The organism is Novosphingobium arvoryzae (genome assembly GCF_014652615.1).
Classification (GTDB): domain Bacteria; phylum Pseudomonadota; class Alphaproteobacteria; order Sphingomonadales; family Sphingomonadaceae; genus Novosphingobium; species Novosphingobium arvoryzae.
Window position 1 is genome coordinate 289,856 of record NZ_BMZD01000004.1, and the last position, 18,561, is coordinate 308,416.

The following is an 18,561-nucleotide window of genomic DNA, read 5'->3' on the forward strand; positions in this document are numbered from 1 at the left end:
CCCTTCAATCGGATCAGGCGAACTGCTTCGCGAAAGCGTCGAGCGCGGCAACCGTCTTGGCCTTGGCTTCGTCACCAAAGTCGCGGGTGTCGCGGATCAGGCCCAGCACGTCGGCGTGCTTGTCGCGCATGAAGCTGAGCATTTCGGCTTCATAGCGAACCACGTCGGCGGTCGACACGGCGTCGAGGTAGCCGTTGGTGCCAGCGAAGATCGACACGGTCTGCTCTTCGAACGGCAGCGGGCTGAACTGGGCCTGCTTCAGCAGTTCCGTCAGACGCGCACCGCGGTTGAGCAGGCGCTGGGTCGAAGCGTCGAGGTCCGAGCCGAACTGGGCGAAGGCCGCCATTTCGCGGTACTGGGCCAGTTCCAGCTTGATCGAGCCGGACACCTTCTTCATCGCCTTGGTCTGGGCGGCGCCACCGACGCGCGACACCGACAGACCGACGTTGATGGCCGGACGGATGCCCTGATAGAACAGACCGGTTTCAAGGAAGATCTGGCCGTCGGTGATCGAGATCACGTTGGTCGGAATGTAGGCCGACACGTCGCCCGCCTGGGTTTCGATGATCGGCAGCGCGGTCAGCGAACCACCGCCCAGCGAATCGTTCATCTTCGCGGCACGTTCCAGCAGACGGCTGTGGAGATAGAACACGTCGCCCGGATAGGCTTCGCGGCCCGGCGGGCGGCGCAGCAGCAGCGACATCTGGCGATAGGCGACGGCCTGCTTGGAAAGGTCGTCATACACGATCACGGCGTGCATGCCGTTGTCGCGGAAGAATTCGCCCATGGTCACGCCGGTGTAGGGCGCCAGGTACTGCAGCGGAGCCGGTTCCGAAGCGGTCGCGGCCACGACGATCGAGTATTCCATCGCGCCGTTTTCTTCGAGCTGACGCACGATCTGCGCGACGGTCGAACGCTTCTGGCCGACGGCGACGTAGATGCAGTACAGCTTCTTCGATTCGTCGGTGCCGGCGTTCGGGCCCTTCTGGTTGATGAAGGTGTCGATCGCGACGGCGGTCTTGCCGGTCTGACGGTCACCGATGATCAGTTCGCGCTGGCCGCGGCCGACGGGAACGAGGGCGTCAATTGCCTTCAGGCCGGTCTGGACGGGTTCGGAAACCGACTGGCGGGGAATGATGCCCGGCGCCTTGACTTCAACGCGCTTGCGCTCGGTGTATTCGATCGGGCCCTTGCCGTCGATCGGGTTGCCGAGGCCATCGACCACGCGGCCCAGCAGGCCCTTGCCGACGGGAACGTCCACGATGGTGCCGGTCCGCTTGACGACGTCACCTTCACGGATTTCGCTGTCCGAACCGAAAATCACGACACCGACGTTGTCGGCTTCGAGGTTGAGCGCCATGCCCTTAACCCCGTTCGAGAATTCGACCATTTCACCGGCCTGGACCTGGTCCAGACCATGAATGCGGGCGATACCGTCACCAACGGACAGCACCGAACCGACTTCCGAGACCTGGGCCTCGGTGCCGAAGCTGGCGATCTGGTCCTTGATGACCTTCGAAATTTCAGCGGCGCGGATTTCCATGTTCAGCCTTTCATCGAATTTCGTGCGGGGCCTTAGCCCTTCATCGCCTGGGCGAGAGAATTGAGTCGGGTGCGGATCGAGCTGTCGATCTGGGTGCTGCCGATACGGACAACCAGCCCGCCCAGCACTTCGGGATCGACGGTAGTCTTGATCTTCACGTCCTTGCCTTCGCGATCCTTCAGCTTCGCGGCAAGCGCCTTGAGCTGGGTTGCGGTGAGGGCGTGGGCGCTGGTCACTTCGGCGGTCACTTCGCCGCGTGCGGCGGCGGCGATCGACGCGAAGGCCCGAACGATGTCGGGCAGCGCGGACAGGCGGCGGTTGTTGGCCAGCACGCCCAGGAAGTTCTTGGTGATCGGCGACAGGCCAAGCACGCTGACGATTCCGTCCATTACCTTGGCGGCATCATCGCGCGAAACGCGCGGGCTGTTGATCAGGGCCGAAAGATCGGCCGAGCTGGTGATTGCCTCGCCCAGCTTGTCCAGGTCAGATTCGACGGCCGCAACCGCCTTCTGCTCGCTGGCAAGCTGAAACAGCGCAGAGGCGTAGCGCCCTTGCAAGCTGGCCGTAATGCCGCCGGAATTCTCCACGCGCGTCGATTCCTTACCTCTGGTGGGCTGGGGCACATGGCGCCATGCAATACATACACGTCGGGCCCGCAGACGGGGGCGCGCATAGCGACGATTGTGCATGGATGCAAGCTGGCGCTAGGACATTCCCGAATACGAATGCCGGAAAGGTGCAAAGATGGGCGAGATGATCCGCGTAACCATGGGCGATGGCTTTGAAATGCCATGTTATCACGCGATTCCATCAGGTAACCGGCGTGGCGGGCTGGTGCTGGTGCAGGAAATCTTCGGGGTAACCGACCATATTCGCGAATTGTGCGATGAATATGCCGAGGATGGCTATGAAGTGATTTCGCCCGGCCTGTTCGAACGGGTCGAGCCCGGATTCGCGGCGGGTTATGCGGGCCCGGACTGGGAGCGCGCGGTCAAGCTCGCACGGGAGGAGCATGACTGGGAGCGGGGACTGTCCGACACGGCGCAGGTGATCCGCTGGCTCAAGCAGCGGGTCGGGCCGGTGTTCATCGTCGGCTATTGCTTTGGCGGCTCGGTGGCGTGGCGAATGGCGCAAACCTGCGACGATCTGGACGCGGCGTCCTGCTATTACGGTGGTTTCATCGCCACCCGCTTTGCCGACGACGCGCCTCGCTGTGCAACGATCTGCCACTTCGGGCGTTACGATCCGCTGGTCGATTTCGCTCCGGTCGAAAAATTGATCGAACGGCAGCACCCGACCGCGCAGATATTTGTCTACGAAGCCGGACATGGGTTCAATTCCGACCGCCGCAAGGATTATCACCCGGAAAGTGCGGACCTGGCGAAAGAGCGGACCCTGATGCTGTTCCGGGCGCTGGGCGGCTGAAGCCCTTGCGCGGCTTGCGGGCTTGGCGTTAGCCTCGGCGGTATAACAACGGGGGGAGAGCCCATGGAAATACAGCCGATGTCCGCGCATGTGGGCGTGGAACTGACGGGAGCGCAGCTGGCCGCGCTGGATGCGGCGGGGCTGGAGGAGATCAAGCGGCTTGTGGCCCGGCACGGATTGCTGGTGGCGCGCGGGCAGGAACTGTCTCCCGCGCAGCACGTCGAGCTGGGCCGCCGGTGGGGCGGGATCGACGTGAACAATTATTTTCCGCTGAATGCCGAGTTTCCAGAAATCGCCGAGGTCCGCAAGGCCGAGACCCAGCTGACTAATATCGGCGGCGGCTGGCACACCGATCACTCTTATGACCAGATTCCGGCGATGGGCTCGATCCTGGTCGCGCGGGAACTGCCGCCCAGCGGGGGTGACACGCTGTTCGCAAGCATGGCTGCGGCGTACGAATCGCTCTCGCCGGGGTTGAAAGCAACGTTGGAGACCCTGCGGGCGGTTCATTCGGCTGACCACATCTATGCGGCCGACGGGATATATGCGCAGACCGACATCGGGCCGGAATTGCGCGGGCACGATCAGAAGACCTTTGCGCTGCACCCGGTGGTGATCCGCCATCCGCAGACCGGGCAGAAGCTGCTCTACGTCAACCAGGCGTTCACGCTTCACTTCGAAGGCTGGACGCGCGAAGAGAGTGCGCCGCTGCTGCAATACCTTTACAGCGTCCCGCAGCGCGAGGAGTTCCAGTGCCGGCTGCAATGGCGGCCGGGGACCGTGGCGATCTGGGACAACCGGTCAACCTGGCACCTGGCGATGAACGATTATCACGGCCATCGGCGGGTCATGCACCGCATCACCTTGACCGGGGAGCCGATTGCGGCCTGATGCCGTTGGCGCTTTGACCGCAAGCGTCGGGAGGCGGCAGCGGTGCGATTGCGGCATGGCTTGCATCCGCAAGGAGTGTTGCCATGACTGTATCGATGATCGACCCGGACGAATGCTGGACCGCAGTGCTGGGGCGCGACCGTGCGTTTGACGGGCGGTTCGTCACAGGGGTGCTGTCGACCGGCATCTATTGTCGGCCCAGTTGTGCCGCGCGCCATCCGCGGCGGGAAAACGTGCGCTTCTTTGCCGATGGTGCGGCGGCGCGGGGCGCAGGATTGCGGCCCTGCAAGCGCTGCCTGCCTGACGATGTATCACGCGATGAGCGCGCCGTGATGGGCGCGATTGCCGCGATTCGCGCGGCCGAGCAGCCATTGGCGCTCGCCGCGCTGGCGGCGGAGACAGGCTATTCGACGACGCACTTCCAGCGGGTGTTCACCCGCCATACGGGGCTCTCGCCGGCCGCCTACGCCCGCGCCTTGATGGCCGAGCGGGCGGCACAGGCCTTGACGGAAGAACGGCGCGTGACGGACGCGGTCTATGCGGCGGGCTATTCCGGGCCGTCGCGCTTCTATGCGGCTAACGAGGGAAGGTTGGGCATGACCCCATCGGCATGGGCAAATGGCGGGCGCGGAGTGACGATCCGCTGGGCAGTGGTGCCCACCACGCTGGGCGACATGCTGGTGGCCGCCACCGACAAGGGCGTGTGCCGGCTCTCGTTCGGCGAGGGTCGCGCGGCGCTTGAAGCGCGGTTTCCGAATGCGGAGCTGGTTGCGGGCGGGGCCGAGTTCGCCCGGCTGCTGGACGAGGTGATCCGCGCGGTGGAGACACCCGGCGATTTCGCGCACATCCCGCTCGACGTGAAGGGCACGGCCTTTCAGGAGGCCGTCTGGCGGGAACTGCGCCGCATCCCGGCCGGAGAAACCCGCTCTTACGCGGAGCTGGCCGCAGCGGCGGGCAACCCCGGCGCGGTACGCGCGGCGGGCAGCGCCAACGGGGCCAACAACGTGGCGGTGCTGATCCCCTGTCACCGGGTGATTCGCAGCGACGGCAGCCTGGGCGGCTATGCGTATGGGCTGGAGGTGAAGCGGGCGCTGCTGCAGCGTGAAGGCGCGCTGGATGATGATCTGCTGTAGGCTTGGCAATTCCGGCAGGCTTGCGGCGGAGGCGGCGGACGCATAGCTTTGTCGCAAAAGGAACTGGGAGAATCCCGCCGATGCCCGTGATGACCCTGCCCGAAGGGGCGCCCGCCACCTTGCGCGAAGCCTTTGCCCACATCGGCACCGTCACTGCCCCGAGTGTGCTGGACATGAAAGTCATGGTGCTGACCGAGGCGGCGGCGATGGCGCTCTATTACAAGACGGCAGAGGGCACCGAGATCAGCGGGATCGTGGACCTGCTCCAGGCCAACGGGCGCGAGGAAATGCTCCACGCGCGGCGGGTATCCGAAGCGATCCGGATCGTGTCGGGCGAGGAGTTCAACCCACCCCAGCCGGAGGACAATCCCTATCTGCAGGACGGCCTGGCCCCGTTCGCCCCGATCACGCGCGAAGCCCTGACCGGTCTGGCGCAGGGCGAGTTCGGCGGAGAGAAGCTCTACGAGGTTTGGGCGGCGAACACCGCCAATGCCGAGGCCGCGGCCCTGTTCCTGCTGAACGGCAAGGAAGAGACCGACCACGGCAACCGCCTGCTGGCGGCGGCCGAACTGGTTCCAGCCTAGACGAAGCTGTAGGGATCGATATCCACGCCGACGCGGACGCCCGGCGGGAATTTCAGGCCGCCCAGCCATTGCCGGATCACGTCCTGCAACTGCGCGCTGCGCCGGGCGTTGATGAGCAGGCGATAGCGATAGCGCCCGCGCAGCAATGACAGCGGCGCCGGGGCGGGGCCAAGAATCATCACGTCGGGCAGGTTGGGCCGGGTGCCACCGATGGCGCGGGCGGCATCGCGCGCCTCGGCCTCGTCCTCGCTACTGACGATGATCGCGGCCCAGCGCCCGAACGGCGGCGCCCCGGCATCGCGGCGGGCTTCGGCCTCGGCGGCGTAGAACGCGTCGCGGTCCCCCGCGGCGAGCGCGGCAATCACGGTGGCTTCGGGGTGGCGGGTCTGGATCAGGACTTCGCCCGGCTTTTCCCCGCGCCCGGCGCGCCCGGCGACTTGCGCGACCTGCTGATATGTCCGCTCCGCCGCCCGCAGATCCCCGCCTTCCAGCCCCAGATCGGCATCGACCACGCCCACCAGCGTCAACTCGGGAAAGTGGTAGCCCTTGGTCACCAGCTGGGTGCCGACGATCACGTCGATCAGCTTTTCCTCCGCCGCCGCGACAAATTCGCCAATCTTCTCCGGCGTGTTGAGCGTGTCGGACGTAACGATGGCGACTCGCGCGTCGGGCATGATTTCCGCCACTTCATCCGCGATCCGCTCCACGCCGGGGCCGCAGGCGACCAGGCAATCGGGCGTGTGGCATTCGGGGCAGGCATCGGGCACCGGCACTTCGTGGCCGCAATGGTGGCAGGCCAGCCGCCGCGACAGGCGGTGTTCGACCAGCCAGGCGGTGCAGTTGGGGCATTGAAAGCGATAGCCGCAGTGGCGGCACAGCGTCAGCGGTGCATAGCCGCGCCGGTTGAGGAACAGCAGCGATTGCTCGCCCCGTTCCAGCCGCAGCTTCAGTTCCCTGACCAGGCGGGGGGAAAGCCAGTGGCCGCGTTCCGGCGCTTCGCTGCGCAAGTCGACGATCTGGATGTCGGGCAGCTCGGCCCCGCCGAACCGGCTGGGCAGGTCGATCTTCCGGTAAACCCCGCTTTCGGCCAGTTGCAGCGATTCGAGCGCCGGGGTGGCGCTGGCTAGGATCACCGGAATGCCTTCGAACCGCGCGCGGATCACGGCGACATCGCGGGCGTTGTAGCGCACGCCGTCATCCTGCTTGAACGACACTTCGTGCGCTTCGTCGACCACGATCAGCCCCAGCCGCGCATAGGGCAGGAACAGCGCCGAGCGCGCGCCGACCACGACTTGCGCTTGCCCCGCCACGATCGCCCGCCACGCGCGCCGCCGTTCGCTTTGCTTGAGGCCCGAATGCCACAACACGGGTGGCACGCCAAAGCGCGCCTCGAACCGGCGCAGGAAGTTTTCGGTGAGCGCGATTTCGGGCAGCAGCACCAGCACTTGCTTGCCGGTATTCAGCGCCTCGGCCACGGCTTCGAAGTAGCACTCGGTCTTGCCGGAGCCGGTTACCCCGTCGAGCAGGAAGGGCTGAAATCCGCCGTCCCGCACCGCCGCGACGAAGGTATCCGCTGCCGCCGCCTGTTCGTCGCTGAGGTCCGGCGCGGCGTGTTTCGGGTTTGCGCGGGGGTAGGGACGGTCGAGGTCCACCGTCACCGCTTCCAGCATTCCGGCGCTGACCATCCCGCGCAGCACGCCGTCCGATACGCTGGCCAGTTCCGCCAGTTCCCGGATCGAGGCCTGTTCCCCCTGCAAGGCATCCAGCGCGGCGGCGCGCTGCGGGGTGAGGCGCGCCGGTTCCACCCCGGTCAGGCGGTATTCGGTGGCCGTGCCGCCGCCGCGCAGCGCCGCCATCGGCCCCAGCATCATCCGCGCGACGGCATTGAGCGGCGCGCAATAGTAATCCGCCGTCCATTCGATCAGCCGCCGCAAGGGTGCGGGGATCGGGGGCACGGGCAGCACTTCCAGCAGCGGGCGCAGCCGGCTGTCGGCCACTGCCTCGCCCTCCAGCTGGTCCGGCTCCCACACGATCCCCAGCACCTGGCGCGGCCCCAGCGGGGCGACAACCAGCGCGCCCAGCGGAGTCGCCATTCCATCGGGAACGCGGTAATCCAGCACGTTGAGCACGGGGTTGAAGACAAGGAGTCGGACGCGGTTCATCTGCGCCGCCTATATGGGGTCTGGCGCCGAGGCGCGACAGTCTCGATTCCTCAAAGGGAGCCAAGCCATGCACAGCGCCGTTGAAAACCGGATTCCCCGCCGTCTGTTCCTGACCGGAACCGCCGCCACGGGCCTGCTGGCACTGTCAGGCTGCCAGACCGGGCCGCGCTACAGCCTGGTCGAAGTCGTGCGGCGCCTGCTGATGCTGTCCGCCGACAATGCGCTGGCCAAACTGACCGCGCCGGGCGGGTTCTGGGACAGCCAGGTGGCCCGGATCGCCTTGCCGGACCTGTTCGGCAGCCGGGGCGGGGTGCTGCAAGGCATCCTTACGTCTGGCCCGTTCCGCGCCAGGCTCCACCGCGAACTCAACCATCTGGCCGAACGCGGGGCAGAGCGCGCCGCGCCAGTGGTGGCCGAGGTGATTCGCACCATTTCCATCGAGGACGCGCTGGCCCTGATCGAGGGTGGGCCGACTGCCGCGACGACCTATCTGCGCCGGCAGATGGGTCCGGGCCTGATCAACGCGATGATCCCCGGCCTGGCCGATGCGATCCGCGTGGCCGAAGATCCCATCGTCAGTCAGGCCATTGCCGCGCTGACGGGTGTGGATGTGGGCGCGGTGGCGCAATCGGTCGCCATCGGCGCGGACAATTCGATCTGGTATCAGATCGGCACGGAAGAAGCCGCGATTCGGGCCAATCCGCAGGCGACGAACGATCCGCTGCTGATCGCCGCGCTGAAGGTGCTTTAAGGACGGGGCTTGCTTTAAGGTCTAGGCCGGGGGGCAGGGCTTGCCTATAGCGGCGGTTGACTCGCCATCAGGAGCCTGCACCCGTGAAGTTCTTTGCCGACACTGCCGAAATCGCCGACATTCAGGAACTGGCCGCCACTGGCCTGCTGGACGGTGTGACCACCAATCCGTCGCTGATCATGAAGTCGGGCCGCGACTTCATCGAAGTGACCAAGGAAATCTGCGGTATCGTCGATGGCCCGGTCAGCGCCGAAGTCGTTGCGCTGGACCACGAAGGGATGATGCGCGAGGCGGAAATCCTGCGCAAGATCGCGGACAATGTCTGCATCAAGGTACCGCTGACGATTGACGGCCTGAAGACCTGCAAGGCGCTGACCGGCGACGGCACCATGGTCAACGTCACGCTGTGCTTCTCGGCCAATCAGGCGCTGCTGGCGGCAAAGGCGGGGGCAACGTTCGTCTCGCCGTTCGTGGGCCGGCATGACGACAACGGCTTTGATGGCATGGCCCTGATCAGCGACATCCGCCTGATCTATGACAATTACAACTTCGCGACCGAAATCCTGGTCGCCAGCGTGCGCCACGGCGTTCATGTGCTGGAAGCCGCCAAGATCGGCGCCGACGTGATGACCGCGCCGCCGTCCGTCATCAAGGGCCTGTTCAAGCACGTCCTGACCGACAAGGGCATCGAAGGCTTCATGGCCGACTGGGCCAAGACCGGCCAGTCGCTCTGATCTGGCATTCGCTGTAATCGCGTGGTGATGCGGGGTTAGCCCCAAGCTAGGTTTCACGAGGCCCATGTCAGACGAATCCCCCCTCGATCGCTTCAAGTCGGTGCTGGCCGGCACTGCCCGTGCGCTGTCGCACGATGCGGAGATCGAGGTGGCCTGGACGGCGGATACGCCGATCCAGAATGGCAAGAACTTCCGAATTCCGATGCCGGGGCGCAACCTGCCGCGCGAACAGGCGATGGAAGCGCGCGGCTTTGCCGACAGCTTCACGCTGAAGGTGCGGCACCACAACGAACAGTTGCACGCCAGGAACGCGCCTGCCGAACCCACTGCCCGCGCCTGTTACGACGCGGTGGAAACGGTGCGGTATGAAGCACTGGGTGCAAACGCCTATCAGGGGATGCGCGACAATCTCGACGCGGCGCTGATGGTGCGGGTCGGTGGCGATCCGATCACCCGCGCGGTGCGGGCGGACGAAGTGCCGATGTCCGCGGCGCTGTCGCTGCTGCTGCGCGAACGGCTCACCGGCCAGCCGGTGCCTGAAGCGGCGCGGGCCGGGGTCGACATGCTGCGCGGCTGGATCGATGAGCGCGCGGGCGGTGATTTCGATGCGCTGGCCGCTTCCATCGACGATCAGAAGGCGTTCCAGAGCTTGGCGCTCAACATGCTCCAGCATCTTGAGCTGACCAAGGCCGAGCCGATGGAGCCGAGCACCGAGGAAGGCGAGGAACAGGACGGCGAGGACCAGTCCGAAGACCAGCCGGACGAGGGCGAGGCGGGCGAGGAGCAGTCGCCCAGCGAAGTCGCTGCCGAACCCACCGAGGGTGAGGACGACGGCGAGGGCGAAGCCGAATCCCAGATGGAGGACGATTCGGCCGAGGGCGAGGCCGGGGACGAGGGCGAGGAAGGCATGATGCCCGTCCGCCCGAACCGGCCGTGGACCGACATTCCCGCCAACTTCGATTACAAGGCCTTTACCGAAAGCTTCGACGAAGTCGTCGCCGCGACCGACCTGTGTGACGAGGACGAGCTGAACCGCCTGCGGGCCTATCTGGATGCGCAGCTGAAGGGGCTTCAGGGCGTCGTTACGAAGCTGGCCAACCGGCTGCAACGCCGGTTGATGGCGCAGCAGAACCGCAGCTGGGATTTCGACCAGGAGGAAGGCCTGCTGGACGCCGCGCGGCTGGCCCGCGTGGTGATCTCGCCGGGGCAGTCGCTGTCCTACAAGGTGGAGCGTGACATCGAGTTCAAGGACACGGTCGTGACCTTGCTGCTCGACAATTCCGGCTCGATGCGCGGCCGGCCGATTTCGATCGCCGCGATCAGCGCCGATGTCATGGCGCGGACGCTGGAACGCTGCGGGGTGAAGACCGAGATCCTGGGCTTTACCACCCGCGCGTGGAAGGGCGGGCAAAGCCGCGAGGCATGGCTGGCCGGGGGCAAGCCGGCGCATCCGGGCCGCCTGAACGATTTGCGCCACATCATCTACAAGAAGGCGGACGAACCCTATCGCCGGGCGCGCAAGAACCTGGGCCTGATGATGCGCGAAGGCCTGCTGAAGGAAAACATCGACGGCGAGGCGCTGCTCTGGGCGCACACCCGTCTGCTCGCACGGCCGGAAGATCGCCGCATCCTGATGGTCATTTCCGACGGCGCGCCGGTCGATGATTCCACGCTCAGCGTGAACAGCGCGGGCTATCTGGAACAGCACTTGCGCAAGGTGATCGACTGGATTGAAAAGCAGTCGCCGGTGCAACTGGTCGCCATCGGCATCGGCCACGACGTGACCCGCTATTACCGCCGCGCGGTGACGATCATGGATGTCGAGCAACTGGCCGGGACGATGATCGAGCAGCTGGCGGGCCTGTTCGAGGACGAATAGGCTTGACCGCCGCGTTTAACCGAACAATTAAACGCGGATGAGCAAAAGCACCACCGTCACCGAAGCCGTCATGTCGCGCCGCTCGATCCGGGCGTTCAGCGACAAGCCCGTTCCCCTCGATATCCTGCGGCAGGTCATGGAAACCGCCCGCTGGACGCCGTCCGGCTGCAATTTCCAGCCGTGGGAAGGCGCGATCCTGACTGGGGAGCCGCTGCGCCAGCTGCAGGAAAAGATGAAGGTCACGCCGCCGCAGGACCCCAAGGAATATTCGTGGAGCGATCCGGAAGTCATTCCGGAATGCCTCGCCCGCCTGCAGCAGGTCGGCGCGGATATGTATGCGGCCCTGCAGGTTGAACGCGGCGACAAGGAAGGCCGTGCGGACTTCATGGCCCGCAACATCGTCTCGTTCGATGCTCCGGCCGTGCTGATGGTCTATTTCCCGCGCGTCATGGGTGCGCCGCAGTGGTCGGACGTGGGGATGTGGCTGCAGACGATCATGCTGCTGCTGCGCGAGCAGGGCCTCGATTCCTGCCCGCAGGAATTCCTCTCGATGTATTCCAAGGTCATCAAGGACCATCTGGGCGTATCGGATGAAACCCACATCTTCTTCTGCGGGATCGCCATTGGCTATCAGGACGAGGAAGACCCGGTGAACCACTTTGACCGCAAGCGCGAGCCGCTAGACGGCAAGGTCAGGTTCCTCGGCTTCGAATAAGGGCATCGGCATGAACGTTTCCGACGCTGTCGCCTCGCGCCGCTCGATCCGCGCATTTCTGGACCAGCCGGTTGACCGGGCGGTGCTGACGCGCGTGCTGGAACGGGCGCAGCGTTCCCCGTCCGGGGGCAATACCCAGCCGTGGAATGCGGTTTTGCTGACCGGCGCGCCGCTGCAGACGTTGCTGGGCAAGGTCGCGGACGTGATCCCGCAGGGGCTGGCGGCCTATTCGCCCGAATACAACATCTATCCGCCTGAACTGGACGGCGCCTATCAGGAGCGCCGGTTTGGCGTGGGCGAGGCGATGTATGCCGCGCTGGACATCCCGCGTGAGGACAAGGCCAGCCGGATGCAATGGTTCGCCCGTAACTTCCAGGCGTTCGGGGCCCCGGTGCTGATGCTGGTCCACACGCCGCGCTACATGGGGCCGCCGCAGTGGTCGGACATGGGAATGTGGCTGCAGACCGTGATGCTGCTGCTGCGCGAGGAAGGGCTGGACAGCTGCGCGCAGGAAGCCTGGGCGGTTTACACGAAGCAGATCCGCGAATGCGTGGACATTCCCGACGACCACATCTTCTTCTGCGGGCTGGCCATCGGGCATGGTGACCGCAGTTTGCCGATCAACCAGTTTCCCGTGCCCCGCGCTCCGCTGGATGAAGTGGTCCGCTGGGAAGGCTTCTGAAGATCCTGATCCACCGCAGGCGCTTGTCGAAGGCGCGAGGCCGACTTATGGCCTCGCCGCATGACTGACGCTGCCCCCCTGAAGCTGTTCAACAGCCTGACCCGCCAGCTGGAGCCGTTCCAGCCCGTCCACCCCGGCGAGGCGCGCGTCTATACCTGTGGGCCGACGGTCTATAATTACCCGCACATCGGCAACATGCGCGCCTATGTCTTTGCCGACGTGCTGGGGCGGACACTGTCGTTCAAGGGCTACAAGCTCACCCACGTGATCAACATCACCGACGTCGGCCACCTGACCGACGATGCCGACGCGGGCGAGGACAAGATGGAAAAGATGGCGGCGCAAAACGCGCAATCCATCTGGGACATCGCGAAGCACTATACCGAAGCCTATTGGGCCGACATCAAGGCGCTGAACATCCGCCAGCCCGCGCATTGGTCGATCGCCACCGATTACGTGCCGCAGATGATCGAGTTCGCGAAAAGCATCGCGGACAAGCACTGCTACGAGCTGGAGAGCGGGCTCTATTTCGATACCGGGTCGGTCGAGAACTATGGCCGTCTCGCCCGTGCGCAGACCGATGAGGGAGAAGGCCGGATCGAGGCGGTGGAAGGCAAGCGCCACGCCGCCGACTTCGCGATCTGGCGCAAGACCCCGCCGGGCGAGAAGCGCCAGATGGAATGGGACAGCCCGTGGGGGCGGGGCGCGCCGGGCTGGCACCTGGAATGCTCGGTGATGTCGGGCCAGCTCCTGGGCTTTCCGTTCGATATCCACACCGGCGGGATCGACCACCGCGAAATCCACCACCCCAACGAAATCGCCCAGAACCAGGCGTTCTGCTGCGCGGGCGGCCTGTCCGACCCGGCCAACAGCGGCGCGCGGGTGTGGATGCACAACAACTTCCTGGTCGAGCGCAGCGGCAAGATGAGCAAGTCGTCGGGTGAATTCCTGCGGCTGCAATTGCTGATCGACAAGGGCTATCACCCGCTCGCCTACCGGATGATGTGCCTGCAGGCGCATTACCGCAGCGAGCTGGAGTTTTCGTGGGAAGGGCTGGCGGCGGCGCTGACGCGCCTGAAGCGGATGCTGATGGCGCATCGCAAGTGGGCTGACCGGCTGACCGAAGGGCGCCTCACCCCCGGCGACAGCTGGGAGCGCGAACGCGTGACCAATGCGCTCGTCGCCCGCTTTGATGCGGCGATCTCCAACGATCTCAACACGGCTGATGCCTTGACCGTGCTGGAGGAAACATTGGCGTTGAAGGGCACTGCGCCGGAATGCGTTGTGACGGCTGCCGTGCATATGGACCGGGTGCTGGGCCTTGGCCTTGGCAAGTTGGACCGCGCGGAATTGCGCATCCGGCCCAAGGCGGCGACGATCACCGAAGCGGAGATCGAAGCCGCACTGACGGCCCGCAAGGAAGCCCGTGCGGCCAAGGACTTTGCCTGTTCCGATGCGCTGCGCGACGAACTCGCCGCGCAAGGGGTCGAGGTCATGGACGGTGATCCGCTGGGCTGGGAATGGAAGCTGGGTAGCTGAACGATCCCGGCGCGCGAACCGGGACGCATCAACTGGGAGAATTGCCGATGACCGTCGCCGTGCTCAACGCCATGCTGAAGCCGCTGCTGGAAGGCCGGTTGCCGGACTGGCTGGATGTGCGCTGGTATGCGACCAAGGGCGAGGCGATGGACCTGGCCCCGCAGGCCGAAATCGGCTGGTTCGACATGCACGCCAAGGAAGACATGGTCGAGGCGATTACCCGCGCAACGCGGCTGAAATGGCTCAATTCGATCATTGCCGGGCTGGATTTCCTGCCCGCTGACCTGCTGATCGAGCGCGGGGTGACGGTGACCAACGGCGCGGGGATCAACGCGCTGACGATTGCCGAATACGTGGTGATGGGAATGCTTTCCCGCGCCAAGGGCTACCGCGAAGTGGTGCGCGCGCAGGACCGGCATGAATGGTTGCGCGACGCCCCCGGCAAGCGCGAGCTGGCGGGCAGCAAGGCGTTGATTCTGGGTTATGGCGCAATCGGGCAACTGGTCGATGCGCGGCTGACCGCATTCGGGGTGAGCGTGATCAAGGTGCGCCGCAATGCCGGCCCCGGTACGCTGGGTCCGGACGACTGGCGCCCCCGCTTGCAGGAATTCGACTGGGTGATCCTGGCGGTCCCGGCCACCCCGGAGACCGATGGCATGATCGGCGCGGCGGAACTCGCGGCGATGAAGCCGGGGGCAGAGCTGGTCAACGTGGCGCGCGGGGCCGTCGTCGATCAGGATGCGCTGGTCGATGCCCTGCGCGCCGGGCACCTGGGCGGGGCGTTTCTGGACGTGACCACGCCCGAACCGCTGCCCGCCGACCATCCGCTGTGGAGCTTTGACAACGTGGAAGTGACCATGCACCTGTCGGGGCGGTCGCAAACCCTGATGATGGCGCGTGGGGCCGAACGGTTCCTCGACAACCTGGCCCATTGGCACGCGGGCTTGCCGCTGGAAAACCGCTTCGATCCGTCGCTGGGGTATTGAGCGCGCCTACTTCGCGCGGTGATACCAGAAGTTCAGCGCAAAGCGGTTGTCCTCGAACTTGCCGCTGGGGCAGGAAACCGCGCTGACCTGGTGCAGCACGGTCGAGGCAAAGCAGACCATTCGGTTCTGCTGCGGTTCGATCACCTGACAGGCCGGACCGCCGCCGAACGGGTGGACTTCCAGATTGCCGCCGCTGAACCCCTTTGGTTCCCGGTGAAAGTAATAGACTGCCGTCAGCACCCGGTCGCTGTTCTGCGTGCCGCGTCCGCGCCCGGTGTACGTGTCGATATGCGGCAGAAAGAACGCGCCGTCGCCGTGCGCGGCCAGTTCCACCTCGATCCAGTCGATCGCGAACGGCTTGACCCCCGCGCCATCGCACAGGCGGGCAAAATTATCGTCGGCGACGGCGCGGAAGGTTTTCTTGAGCGGGCCCAGTCCATCGGGATGATAGTGGCTGATGCGATAGTGATCGCGCACCTTTGCCTCGCCCTCCACATGCACGCCCGAGGGGATGAAATCGGCTTCGCTGGCGAGCGTGTAGTCCAGCAACTGGCGATGCAGGGTCTCTGGCAGGAACTGATCGAAGATCGCGGTGCGGGGCGTTGGGCCTGCCATCGGTTGTCTGTTCCTGCGCCTGAACCGGCCCGGCCCATGCCGCGCGGCTGTGCAGCCTCAGCATAGGCCGGAGCGGGCCGTTTCAGCAATCCTCCAGCAGCAGCAGTTCCACTTCCAGTTGCAGGTGCGGCTGGGGCAGGGCGGTGTGGTCCACCGCGATCACGTTGGCATCGGCCACCAGTTGCCGGGGGATGGCGAATTCGTGGTCGGGCAGCAGCTCAATCAGCGCTTCACCGGCGGCGACGGCCTCCAGCCCGGTGAAGGACAGGACAACCGTGTGGCGGGTGCCGGAAAAGGTGGCGCTCGCCCAGCTGCGCTCGGCATGGCGGACCAGCTCGGCCTTGCCCTGCGCCAGTTCCAGCAGGGTGGACAGCAGCAACAGCCAGGGGCTGCGGCGGACGGCGGATTGCATCGACCGGGTGGCGGCAGGATCAATTTGCACGGGCTTCCTCGCGATAAGTGTTCATGAAATGTTCCACGCGTGAGGTGGTCTTGGCGCGCGGCGCGCGGCCATTGCGCAAGTCCTGCACGAAGCGCGGATCGTGTGCGGCCAGTCGCCCGAACTTGGTCCAGGGCATTCCGGTTTCGCGCAGGAACTTCTCGATCCGGCGTAACAGCATAAGGGCGGCTCCTCTGGTCAGATGGGCGGCGACGGACGAATCGCCGTGGGAATTTCCCTAGTAATTCAAGCCGAAATCCTACTTGTCTAGGAAAAATACATCGCCTATAGGATTTTCATGGTTACCACCGATCCTAGGGTGCGACTGCTGGAACTGGCCAGCGAACGCGGTGCCAGCTTGTCTGGCCTGTCCGAGTTGATCGGGCGTAACTCCACGTATTTGCAGCAGTTCATTCGCAAAGGCAGCCCGCGCAAGCTGGAGGAGAACGACCGGCGCACGCTGGCGCGGTTCTTTGGCGTGGCCGAATCGGAGCTGGGTGGGCCAGAGGAAAAATCCTCCGCCTCGGTGGGAAAACCGGCGCTGAGCGAGTGGTGCGATGTTCCACGGCTGCCGCTTGGCGCTTCTGCCGGGCCGGGCGCGCTGGCGCTGGAGGAGCAGCCGATCGGTGCGTTCCGCTTTTCCGCGCGTTGGCTGCGTGAGCAGGGACTCGCTCCGTCGATGCTCTCGGCCATCCGGGTGGAGGGCGATTCGATGGAGGCGACGCTCCGCGACGGGGACGAGATTCTGGTTGATCGCACACCCCGGCCGCTGCGCGACGGGATTCACGTGGTGCGCACCGGCGATGCCCTGCTCGTCAAGCGGCTCGATCTGGGGCGACCGGGCGTCATCGCGCTGGTCAGTGACAATCCCGCCTATGGCCGGATCGAGCTACGCCCCGATGAAGTGGAAGTGATCGGGCGAGTCGTCTGGAAAAGCGGGCGCCTGTGACGCGCTATCGATGGGGCACCATCCGGGATTGATTTGTCCGCGCCCGCGCGCCATTCCCGGGGCATGAGCGAAACCAACCAGCCGGCCCCCGGCGAACCGCCGATGCGCGTGGGCATCATTCCTGTCACCCCGCTGGAGCAGAACTGCTCGCTGATCTGGTGCACCCGGACCATGAAGGGCGCGCTGATCGATGTCGGCGGCGATCTCGACAAGGTGCGCGGCGCCGTCGCCAAGGTGGGCGTGACGATCGAGAAGCTGCTCGTGACCCACGGCCACATGGACCATTGCGGCGCGACTGCTGTCTACGCCCGCGAACTCGGTGTGCCGATCGAAGGACCGCATCAGGATGACATCTTCTGGCTCGACCGGCTGGAGGAATCGGGGCGGCAATACCGCATGCCGGCGGAGAACTTCGTGCCGGATCGCTGGCTGAAGGATGGCGATACGGTAACGGTGGGGGATCTGGTGCTCAACGTGATCCACTGTCCCGGCCATACGCCGGGTCACGTGGTGTTCCACCACCCGGAATCGCACTTTGCCGTGGTGGGTGACGTCCTGTTTGCCGGGTCGATCGGGCGGACGGACTTCCCGATGGGCAATCACCAGCAGCTGATCGATTCGATCACGCAGAAGCTGTGGCCGCTGGGCAATGACGTGACGTTCCTGCCCGGCCATGGTCCGACCAGCACGTTCGGGCGCGAGCGGCAGACGAATTCGTTCGTCAGCGATTACATGCTGGCCTGACCGCCCCGCCCGCATCGCGCGGGCAGGGCGGTCAGCGCTGTGCTTAGAGGTAACCCAGCACGATCAGCACGGCGGCAATCGCCAGGCCCAGCTGGGTCAGCATGGTCGTGGCCGTGCCGATCGAGCGGCCCACGCCAAAGCGGCCGCCGTCCATGCCCAGCCCGTGCGCCACGCGGCCCAGCATGAATACCGCGCCGACCGGGGCCAGCCAGGCTCCGCCACGCGCGGCCAGTTCGATCCCGGCGATCAGGATCAGCACCCAGGGCGTGTTTTCCACAAAGTTGAGCTGCGCGCGCATCCGCCGCTCCAGTAATTCGTTGCCGCCGGTGCCGATCGAGATCTTGGCCTTGGCGCGAACCTGGCCGCAGCGCAGCGCGAGCCAGAAATTGATGATCGCCGCGGCGGCGGCAAGCGAAAGGGTAGTGGTCAGCAGCATCGTTGGTTCCCCCGGTTTCGTTCAGTTGCCTCAAGGTGCCGCTCGGTGCTTGCAACCCGCGCCAAATTCGTTATAGGCGCGCCTTCGCTTCCGCCGACCCCCTTGGGCTCTGTGCGGACTTCATAGACGCCAGGAATTTTCAGGAACAGGTGCCGACATGGCTGTCCCCAAAAGAAAAACGACCCCCTCGCGCCGGGGCATGCGCCGCAGCCACGACTCGCTGACGCCGGCCGCATTCCACGAATGCCCGAACTGTGGTGAACTGAAGCGCCCGCACAACCTGTGCCAGGCCTGCGGTCACTACAACGGTCGCGAGATCGTTGCGGTCGGGCTCTAAGCCCAAGCCGACGGGGG

The 18,561-nt window shown here is 65.5% G+C and carries 21 protein-coding genes; 14 read left to right on the forward strand and 7 right to left on the reverse strand.

Annotated elements, in window-relative coordinates; translation table 11 throughout:
* Window positions 1-13 precede the first annotated feature (13 nt).
* Together atpA and IE113_RS10815 are read right to left on the reverse strand one after the other, a co-directional pair.
* Complete coding sequence (gene atpA / locus IE113_RS10810) at window positions 14-1,543, reverse strand: F0F1 ATP synthase subunit alpha (RefSeq protein ID WP_189541288.1); 1,530 nt, start codon at window positions 1,541-1,543, stop codon at window positions 14-16.
* A gap of 32 nt (window positions 1,544-1,575) precedes the next feature.
* Complete coding sequence (locus tag IE113_RS10815; protein ID WP_189541290.1) at window positions 1,576-2,130, reverse strand: F0F1 ATP synthase subunit delta; 555 nt, start codon at window positions 2,128-2,130, stop codon at window positions 1,576-1,578.
* A 157-nt stretch (window positions 2,131-2,287) separates the two neighbouring features.
* Between IE113_RS10815 and IE113_RS10820 the strand changes: the two genes are divergently transcribed.
* The 4 genes from IE113_RS10820 to IE113_RS10835 all read left to right on the forward strand — a co-directional run bounded on the left by IE113_RS10820 (window position 2,288) and on the right by IE113_RS10835 (window position 5,576).
* Window positions 2,288-2,968, forward strand: coding sequence for a dienelactone hydrolase family protein (locus IE113_RS10820; RefSeq protein WP_189541292.1), 681 nt, complete (start codon window positions 2,288-2,290; stop codon window positions 2,966-2,968).
* A 78-nt stretch (window positions 2,969-3,046) separates the two neighbouring features.
* Complete coding sequence (locus IE113_RS10825; RefSeq protein WP_229822290.1) at window positions 3,047-3,859, forward strand: TauD/TfdA dioxygenase family protein; 813 nt, start codon at window positions 3,047-3,049, stop codon at window positions 3,857-3,859.
* Between the two features lie 83 nt (window positions 3,860-3,942).
* Window positions 3,943-4,992, forward strand: coding sequence for a bifunctional transcriptional activator/DNA repair enzyme AdaA (locus IE113_RS10830; protein ID WP_229822291.1), 1,050 nt, complete (start codon window positions 3,943-3,945; stop codon window positions 4,990-4,992).
* Between the two features lie 80 nt (window positions 4,993-5,072).
* On the forward strand, window positions 5,073-5,576 hold the full coding sequence (locus IE113_RS10835) for a hypothetical protein (RefSeq protein WP_189541296.1): 504 nt from the start codon (window positions 5,073-5,075) through the stop codon (window positions 5,574-5,576).
* Here the strand turns inward: IE113_RS10835 and IE113_RS10840 are convergent.
* Window positions 5,573-7,738: a primosomal protein N' gene (locus IE113_RS10840; RefSeq protein WP_189541298.1), complete on the reverse strand. Its 2,166-nt coding sequence runs from the start codon at window positions 7,736-7,738 to the stop codon at window positions 5,573-5,575. The two genes, IE113_RS10835 and IE113_RS10840, sit on opposite strands and share 4 nt — an antisense overlap.
* A gap of 67 nt (window positions 7,739-7,805) precedes the next feature.
* On the opposite strand from IE113_RS10840, the gene IE113_RS10845 reads away from it, so the two are divergent.
* The 7 genes from IE113_RS10845 (at window position 7,806) to IE113_RS10875 (ending at window position 15,024) form a co-directional block, all read left to right on the forward strand.
* Entirely contained in the window at window positions 7,806-8,489 is a 684-nt protein-coding gene (locus IE113_RS10845; protein ID WP_189541300.1) for a DUF4197 domain-containing protein, read from the forward strand.
* 83 nt (window positions 8,490-8,572) lie between these two features.
* Complete coding sequence (gene fsa, locus IE113_RS10850; protein WP_189541302.1) at window positions 8,573-9,223, forward strand: fructose-6-phosphate aldolase; 651 nt, start codon at window positions 8,573-8,575, stop codon at window positions 9,221-9,223.
* Between the two features lie 64 nt (window positions 9,224-9,287).
* Entirely contained in the window at window positions 9,288-11,102 is a 1,815-nt protein-coding gene (gene cobT / locus IE113_RS10855; RefSeq protein WP_189541304.1) for a cobaltochelatase subunit CobT, read from the forward strand.
* A 37-nt stretch (window positions 11,103-11,139) separates the two neighbouring features.
* Entirely contained in the window at window positions 11,140-11,817 is a 678-nt protein-coding gene (locus IE113_RS10860; protein WP_189541305.1) for a nitroreductase, read from the forward strand.
* 10 nt (window positions 11,818-11,827) lie between these two features.
* A complete protein-coding gene (locus IE113_RS10865; protein WP_189541307.1) occupies window positions 11,828-12,499 on the forward strand; it encodes a nitroreductase in 672 nt (223 codons plus the stop codon).
* A 60-nt stretch (window positions 12,500-12,559) separates the two neighbouring features.
* Window positions 12,560-14,038: a cysteine--tRNA ligase gene (cysS, locus tag IE113_RS10870; protein WP_189541309.1), complete on the forward strand. Its 1,479-nt coding sequence runs from the start codon at window positions 12,560-12,562 to the stop codon at window positions 14,036-14,038.
* A gap of 47 nt (window positions 14,039-14,085) precedes the next feature.
* On the forward strand, window positions 14,086-15,024 hold the full coding sequence (locus tag IE113_RS10875; protein ID WP_189541311.1) for a D-2-hydroxyacid dehydrogenase: 939 nt from the start codon (window positions 14,086-14,088) through the stop codon (window positions 15,022-15,024).
* 6 nt (window positions 15,025-15,030) lie between these two features.
* Here IE113_RS10875 and IE113_RS10880 read toward each other — a convergent pair whose 3' ends face one another.
* The 3 genes from IE113_RS10880 to IE113_RS10890 all read right to left on the reverse strand — a co-directional run bounded on the left by IE113_RS10880 (window position 15,031) and on the right by IE113_RS10890 (window position 16,259).
* Complete coding sequence (locus tag IE113_RS10880) at window positions 15,031-15,639, reverse strand: 2OG-Fe(II) oxygenase (RefSeq protein WP_189541315.1); 609 nt, start codon at window positions 15,637-15,639, stop codon at window positions 15,031-15,033.
* 82 nt (window positions 15,640-15,721) lie between these two features.
* Window positions 15,722-16,081 (reverse strand): hypothetical protein, encoded by a 360-nt coding sequence (locus IE113_RS10885; protein ID WP_308430060.1) that lies wholly within the window; start codon window positions 16,079-16,081, stop codon window positions 15,722-15,724.
* A complete protein-coding gene (locus IE113_RS10890) occupies window positions 16,071-16,259 on the reverse strand; it encodes a hypothetical protein (RefSeq protein WP_189541317.1) in 189 nt (62 codons plus the stop codon). The genes IE113_RS10885 and IE113_RS10890 overlap by 11 nt, the downstream gene beginning before the upstream one ends.
* Before the next feature lie 117 nt (window positions 16,260-16,376).
* On the opposite strand from IE113_RS10890, the gene IE113_RS10895 reads away from it, so the two are divergent.
* Together IE113_RS10895 and IE113_RS10900 are read left to right on the forward strand one after the other, a co-directional pair.
* Window positions 16,377-17,027, forward strand: coding sequence for a S24 family peptidase (locus IE113_RS10895; RefSeq protein ID WP_189541319.1), 651 nt, complete (start codon window positions 16,377-16,379; stop codon window positions 17,025-17,027).
* A 63-nt stretch (window positions 17,028-17,090) separates the two neighbouring features.
* Window positions 17,091-17,771, forward strand: a complete 681-nt coding sequence (locus IE113_RS10900) for an MBL fold metallo-hydrolase (RefSeq protein WP_308430061.1) — start codon at window positions 17,091-17,093, stop codon at window positions 17,769-17,771.
* Between the two features lie 43 nt (window positions 17,772-17,814).
* Here IE113_RS10900 and IE113_RS10905 read toward each other — a convergent pair whose 3' ends face one another.
* Complete coding sequence (locus IE113_RS10905) at window positions 17,815-18,207, reverse strand: MAPEG family protein (protein ID WP_189541321.1); 393 nt, start codon at window positions 18,205-18,207, stop codon at window positions 17,815-17,817.
* A gap of 157 nt (window positions 18,208-18,364) precedes the next feature.
* On the opposite strand from IE113_RS10905, the gene rpmF reads away from it, so the two are divergent.
* Window positions 18,365-18,544, forward strand: coding sequence for a 50S ribosomal protein L32 (gene rpmF / locus IE113_RS10910; RefSeq protein ID WP_189541323.1), 180 nt, complete (start codon window positions 18,365-18,367; stop codon window positions 18,542-18,544).
* Window positions 18,545-18,561: the final 17 nt, after the last annotated feature.

What these genes read in the sequence shown, in the direction of transcription:
- cysS (WP_189541309.1), top strand. Translation starts at nt 12,560, where the DNA reads ATGACTGACGCTGCCCCCCTGAAGCTGTTCAACAGCCTGACCCGCCAG.
- IE113_RS10825 (WP_229822290.1), top strand. Translation starts at nt 3,047, where the DNA reads ATGTCCGCGCATGTGGGCGTGGAACTGACGGGAGCGCAGCTGGCCGCG.
- IE113_RS10845 (WP_189541300.1), top strand. Translation starts at nt 7,806, where the DNA reads ATGCACAGCGCCGTTGAAAACCGGATTCCCCGCCGTCTGTTCCTGACC.
- IE113_RS10835 (WP_189541296.1), top strand. Translation starts at nt 5,073, where the DNA reads ATGCCCGTGATGACCCTGCCCGAAGGGGCGCCCGCCACCTTGCGCGAA.
- cobT (WP_189541304.1), top strand. Translation starts at nt 9,288, where the DNA reads ATGTCAGACGAATCCCCCCTCGATCGCTTCAAGTCGGTGCTGGCCGGC.
- atpA (WP_189541288.1), bottom strand. Translation starts at nt 1,543, where the DNA reads ATGGAAATCCGCGCCGCTGAAATTTCGAAGGTCATCAAGGACCAGATC.
- IE113_RS10865 (WP_189541307.1), top strand. Translation starts at nt 11,828, where the DNA reads ATGAACGTTTCCGACGCTGTCGCCTCGCGCCGCTCGATCCGCGCATTT.
- IE113_RS10900 (WP_308430061.1), top strand. Translation starts at nt 17,091, where the DNA reads ATGAGCGAAACCAACCAGCCGGCCCCCGGCGAACCGCCGATGCGCGTG.
- IE113_RS10880 (WP_189541315.1), bottom strand. Translation starts at nt 15,639, where the DNA reads ATGGCAGGCCCAACGCCCCGCACCGCGATCTTCGATCAGTTCCTGCCA.
- IE113_RS10890 (WP_189541317.1), bottom strand. Translation starts at nt 16,259, where the DNA reads ATGCTGTTACGCCGGATCGAGAAGTTCCTGCGCGAAACCGGAATGCCC.
- IE113_RS10895 (WP_189541319.1), top strand. Translation starts at nt 16,377, where the DNA reads ATGGTTACCACCGATCCTAGGGTGCGACTGCTGGAACTGGCCAGCGAA.
- IE113_RS10820 (WP_189541292.1), top strand. Translation starts at nt 2,288, where the DNA reads ATGGGCGAGATGATCCGCGTAACCATGGGCGATGGCTTTGAAATGCCA.
- IE113_RS10860 (WP_189541305.1), top strand. Translation starts at nt 11,140, where the DNA reads ATGAGCAAAAGCACCACCGTCACCGAAGCCGTCATGTCGCGCCGCTCG.
- IE113_RS10905 (WP_189541321.1), bottom strand. Translation starts at nt 18,207, where the DNA reads ATGCTGCTGACCACTACCCTTTCGCTTGCCGCCGCCGCGGCGATCATC.
- rpmF (WP_189541323.1), top strand. Translation starts at nt 18,365, where the DNA reads ATGGCTGTCCCCAAAAGAAAAACGACCCCCTCGCGCCGGGGCATGCGC.
- IE113_RS10830 (WP_229822291.1), top strand. Translation starts at nt 3,943, where the DNA reads ATGACTGTATCGATGATCGACCCGGACGAATGCTGGACCGCAGTGCTG.
- IE113_RS10840 (WP_189541298.1), bottom strand. Translation starts at nt 7,738, where the DNA reads ATGAACCGCGTCCGACTCCTTGTCTTCAACCCCGTGCTCAACGTGCTG.
- IE113_RS10875 (WP_189541311.1), top strand. Translation starts at nt 14,086, where the DNA reads ATGACCGTCGCCGTGCTCAACGCCATGCTGAAGCCGCTGCTGGAAGGC.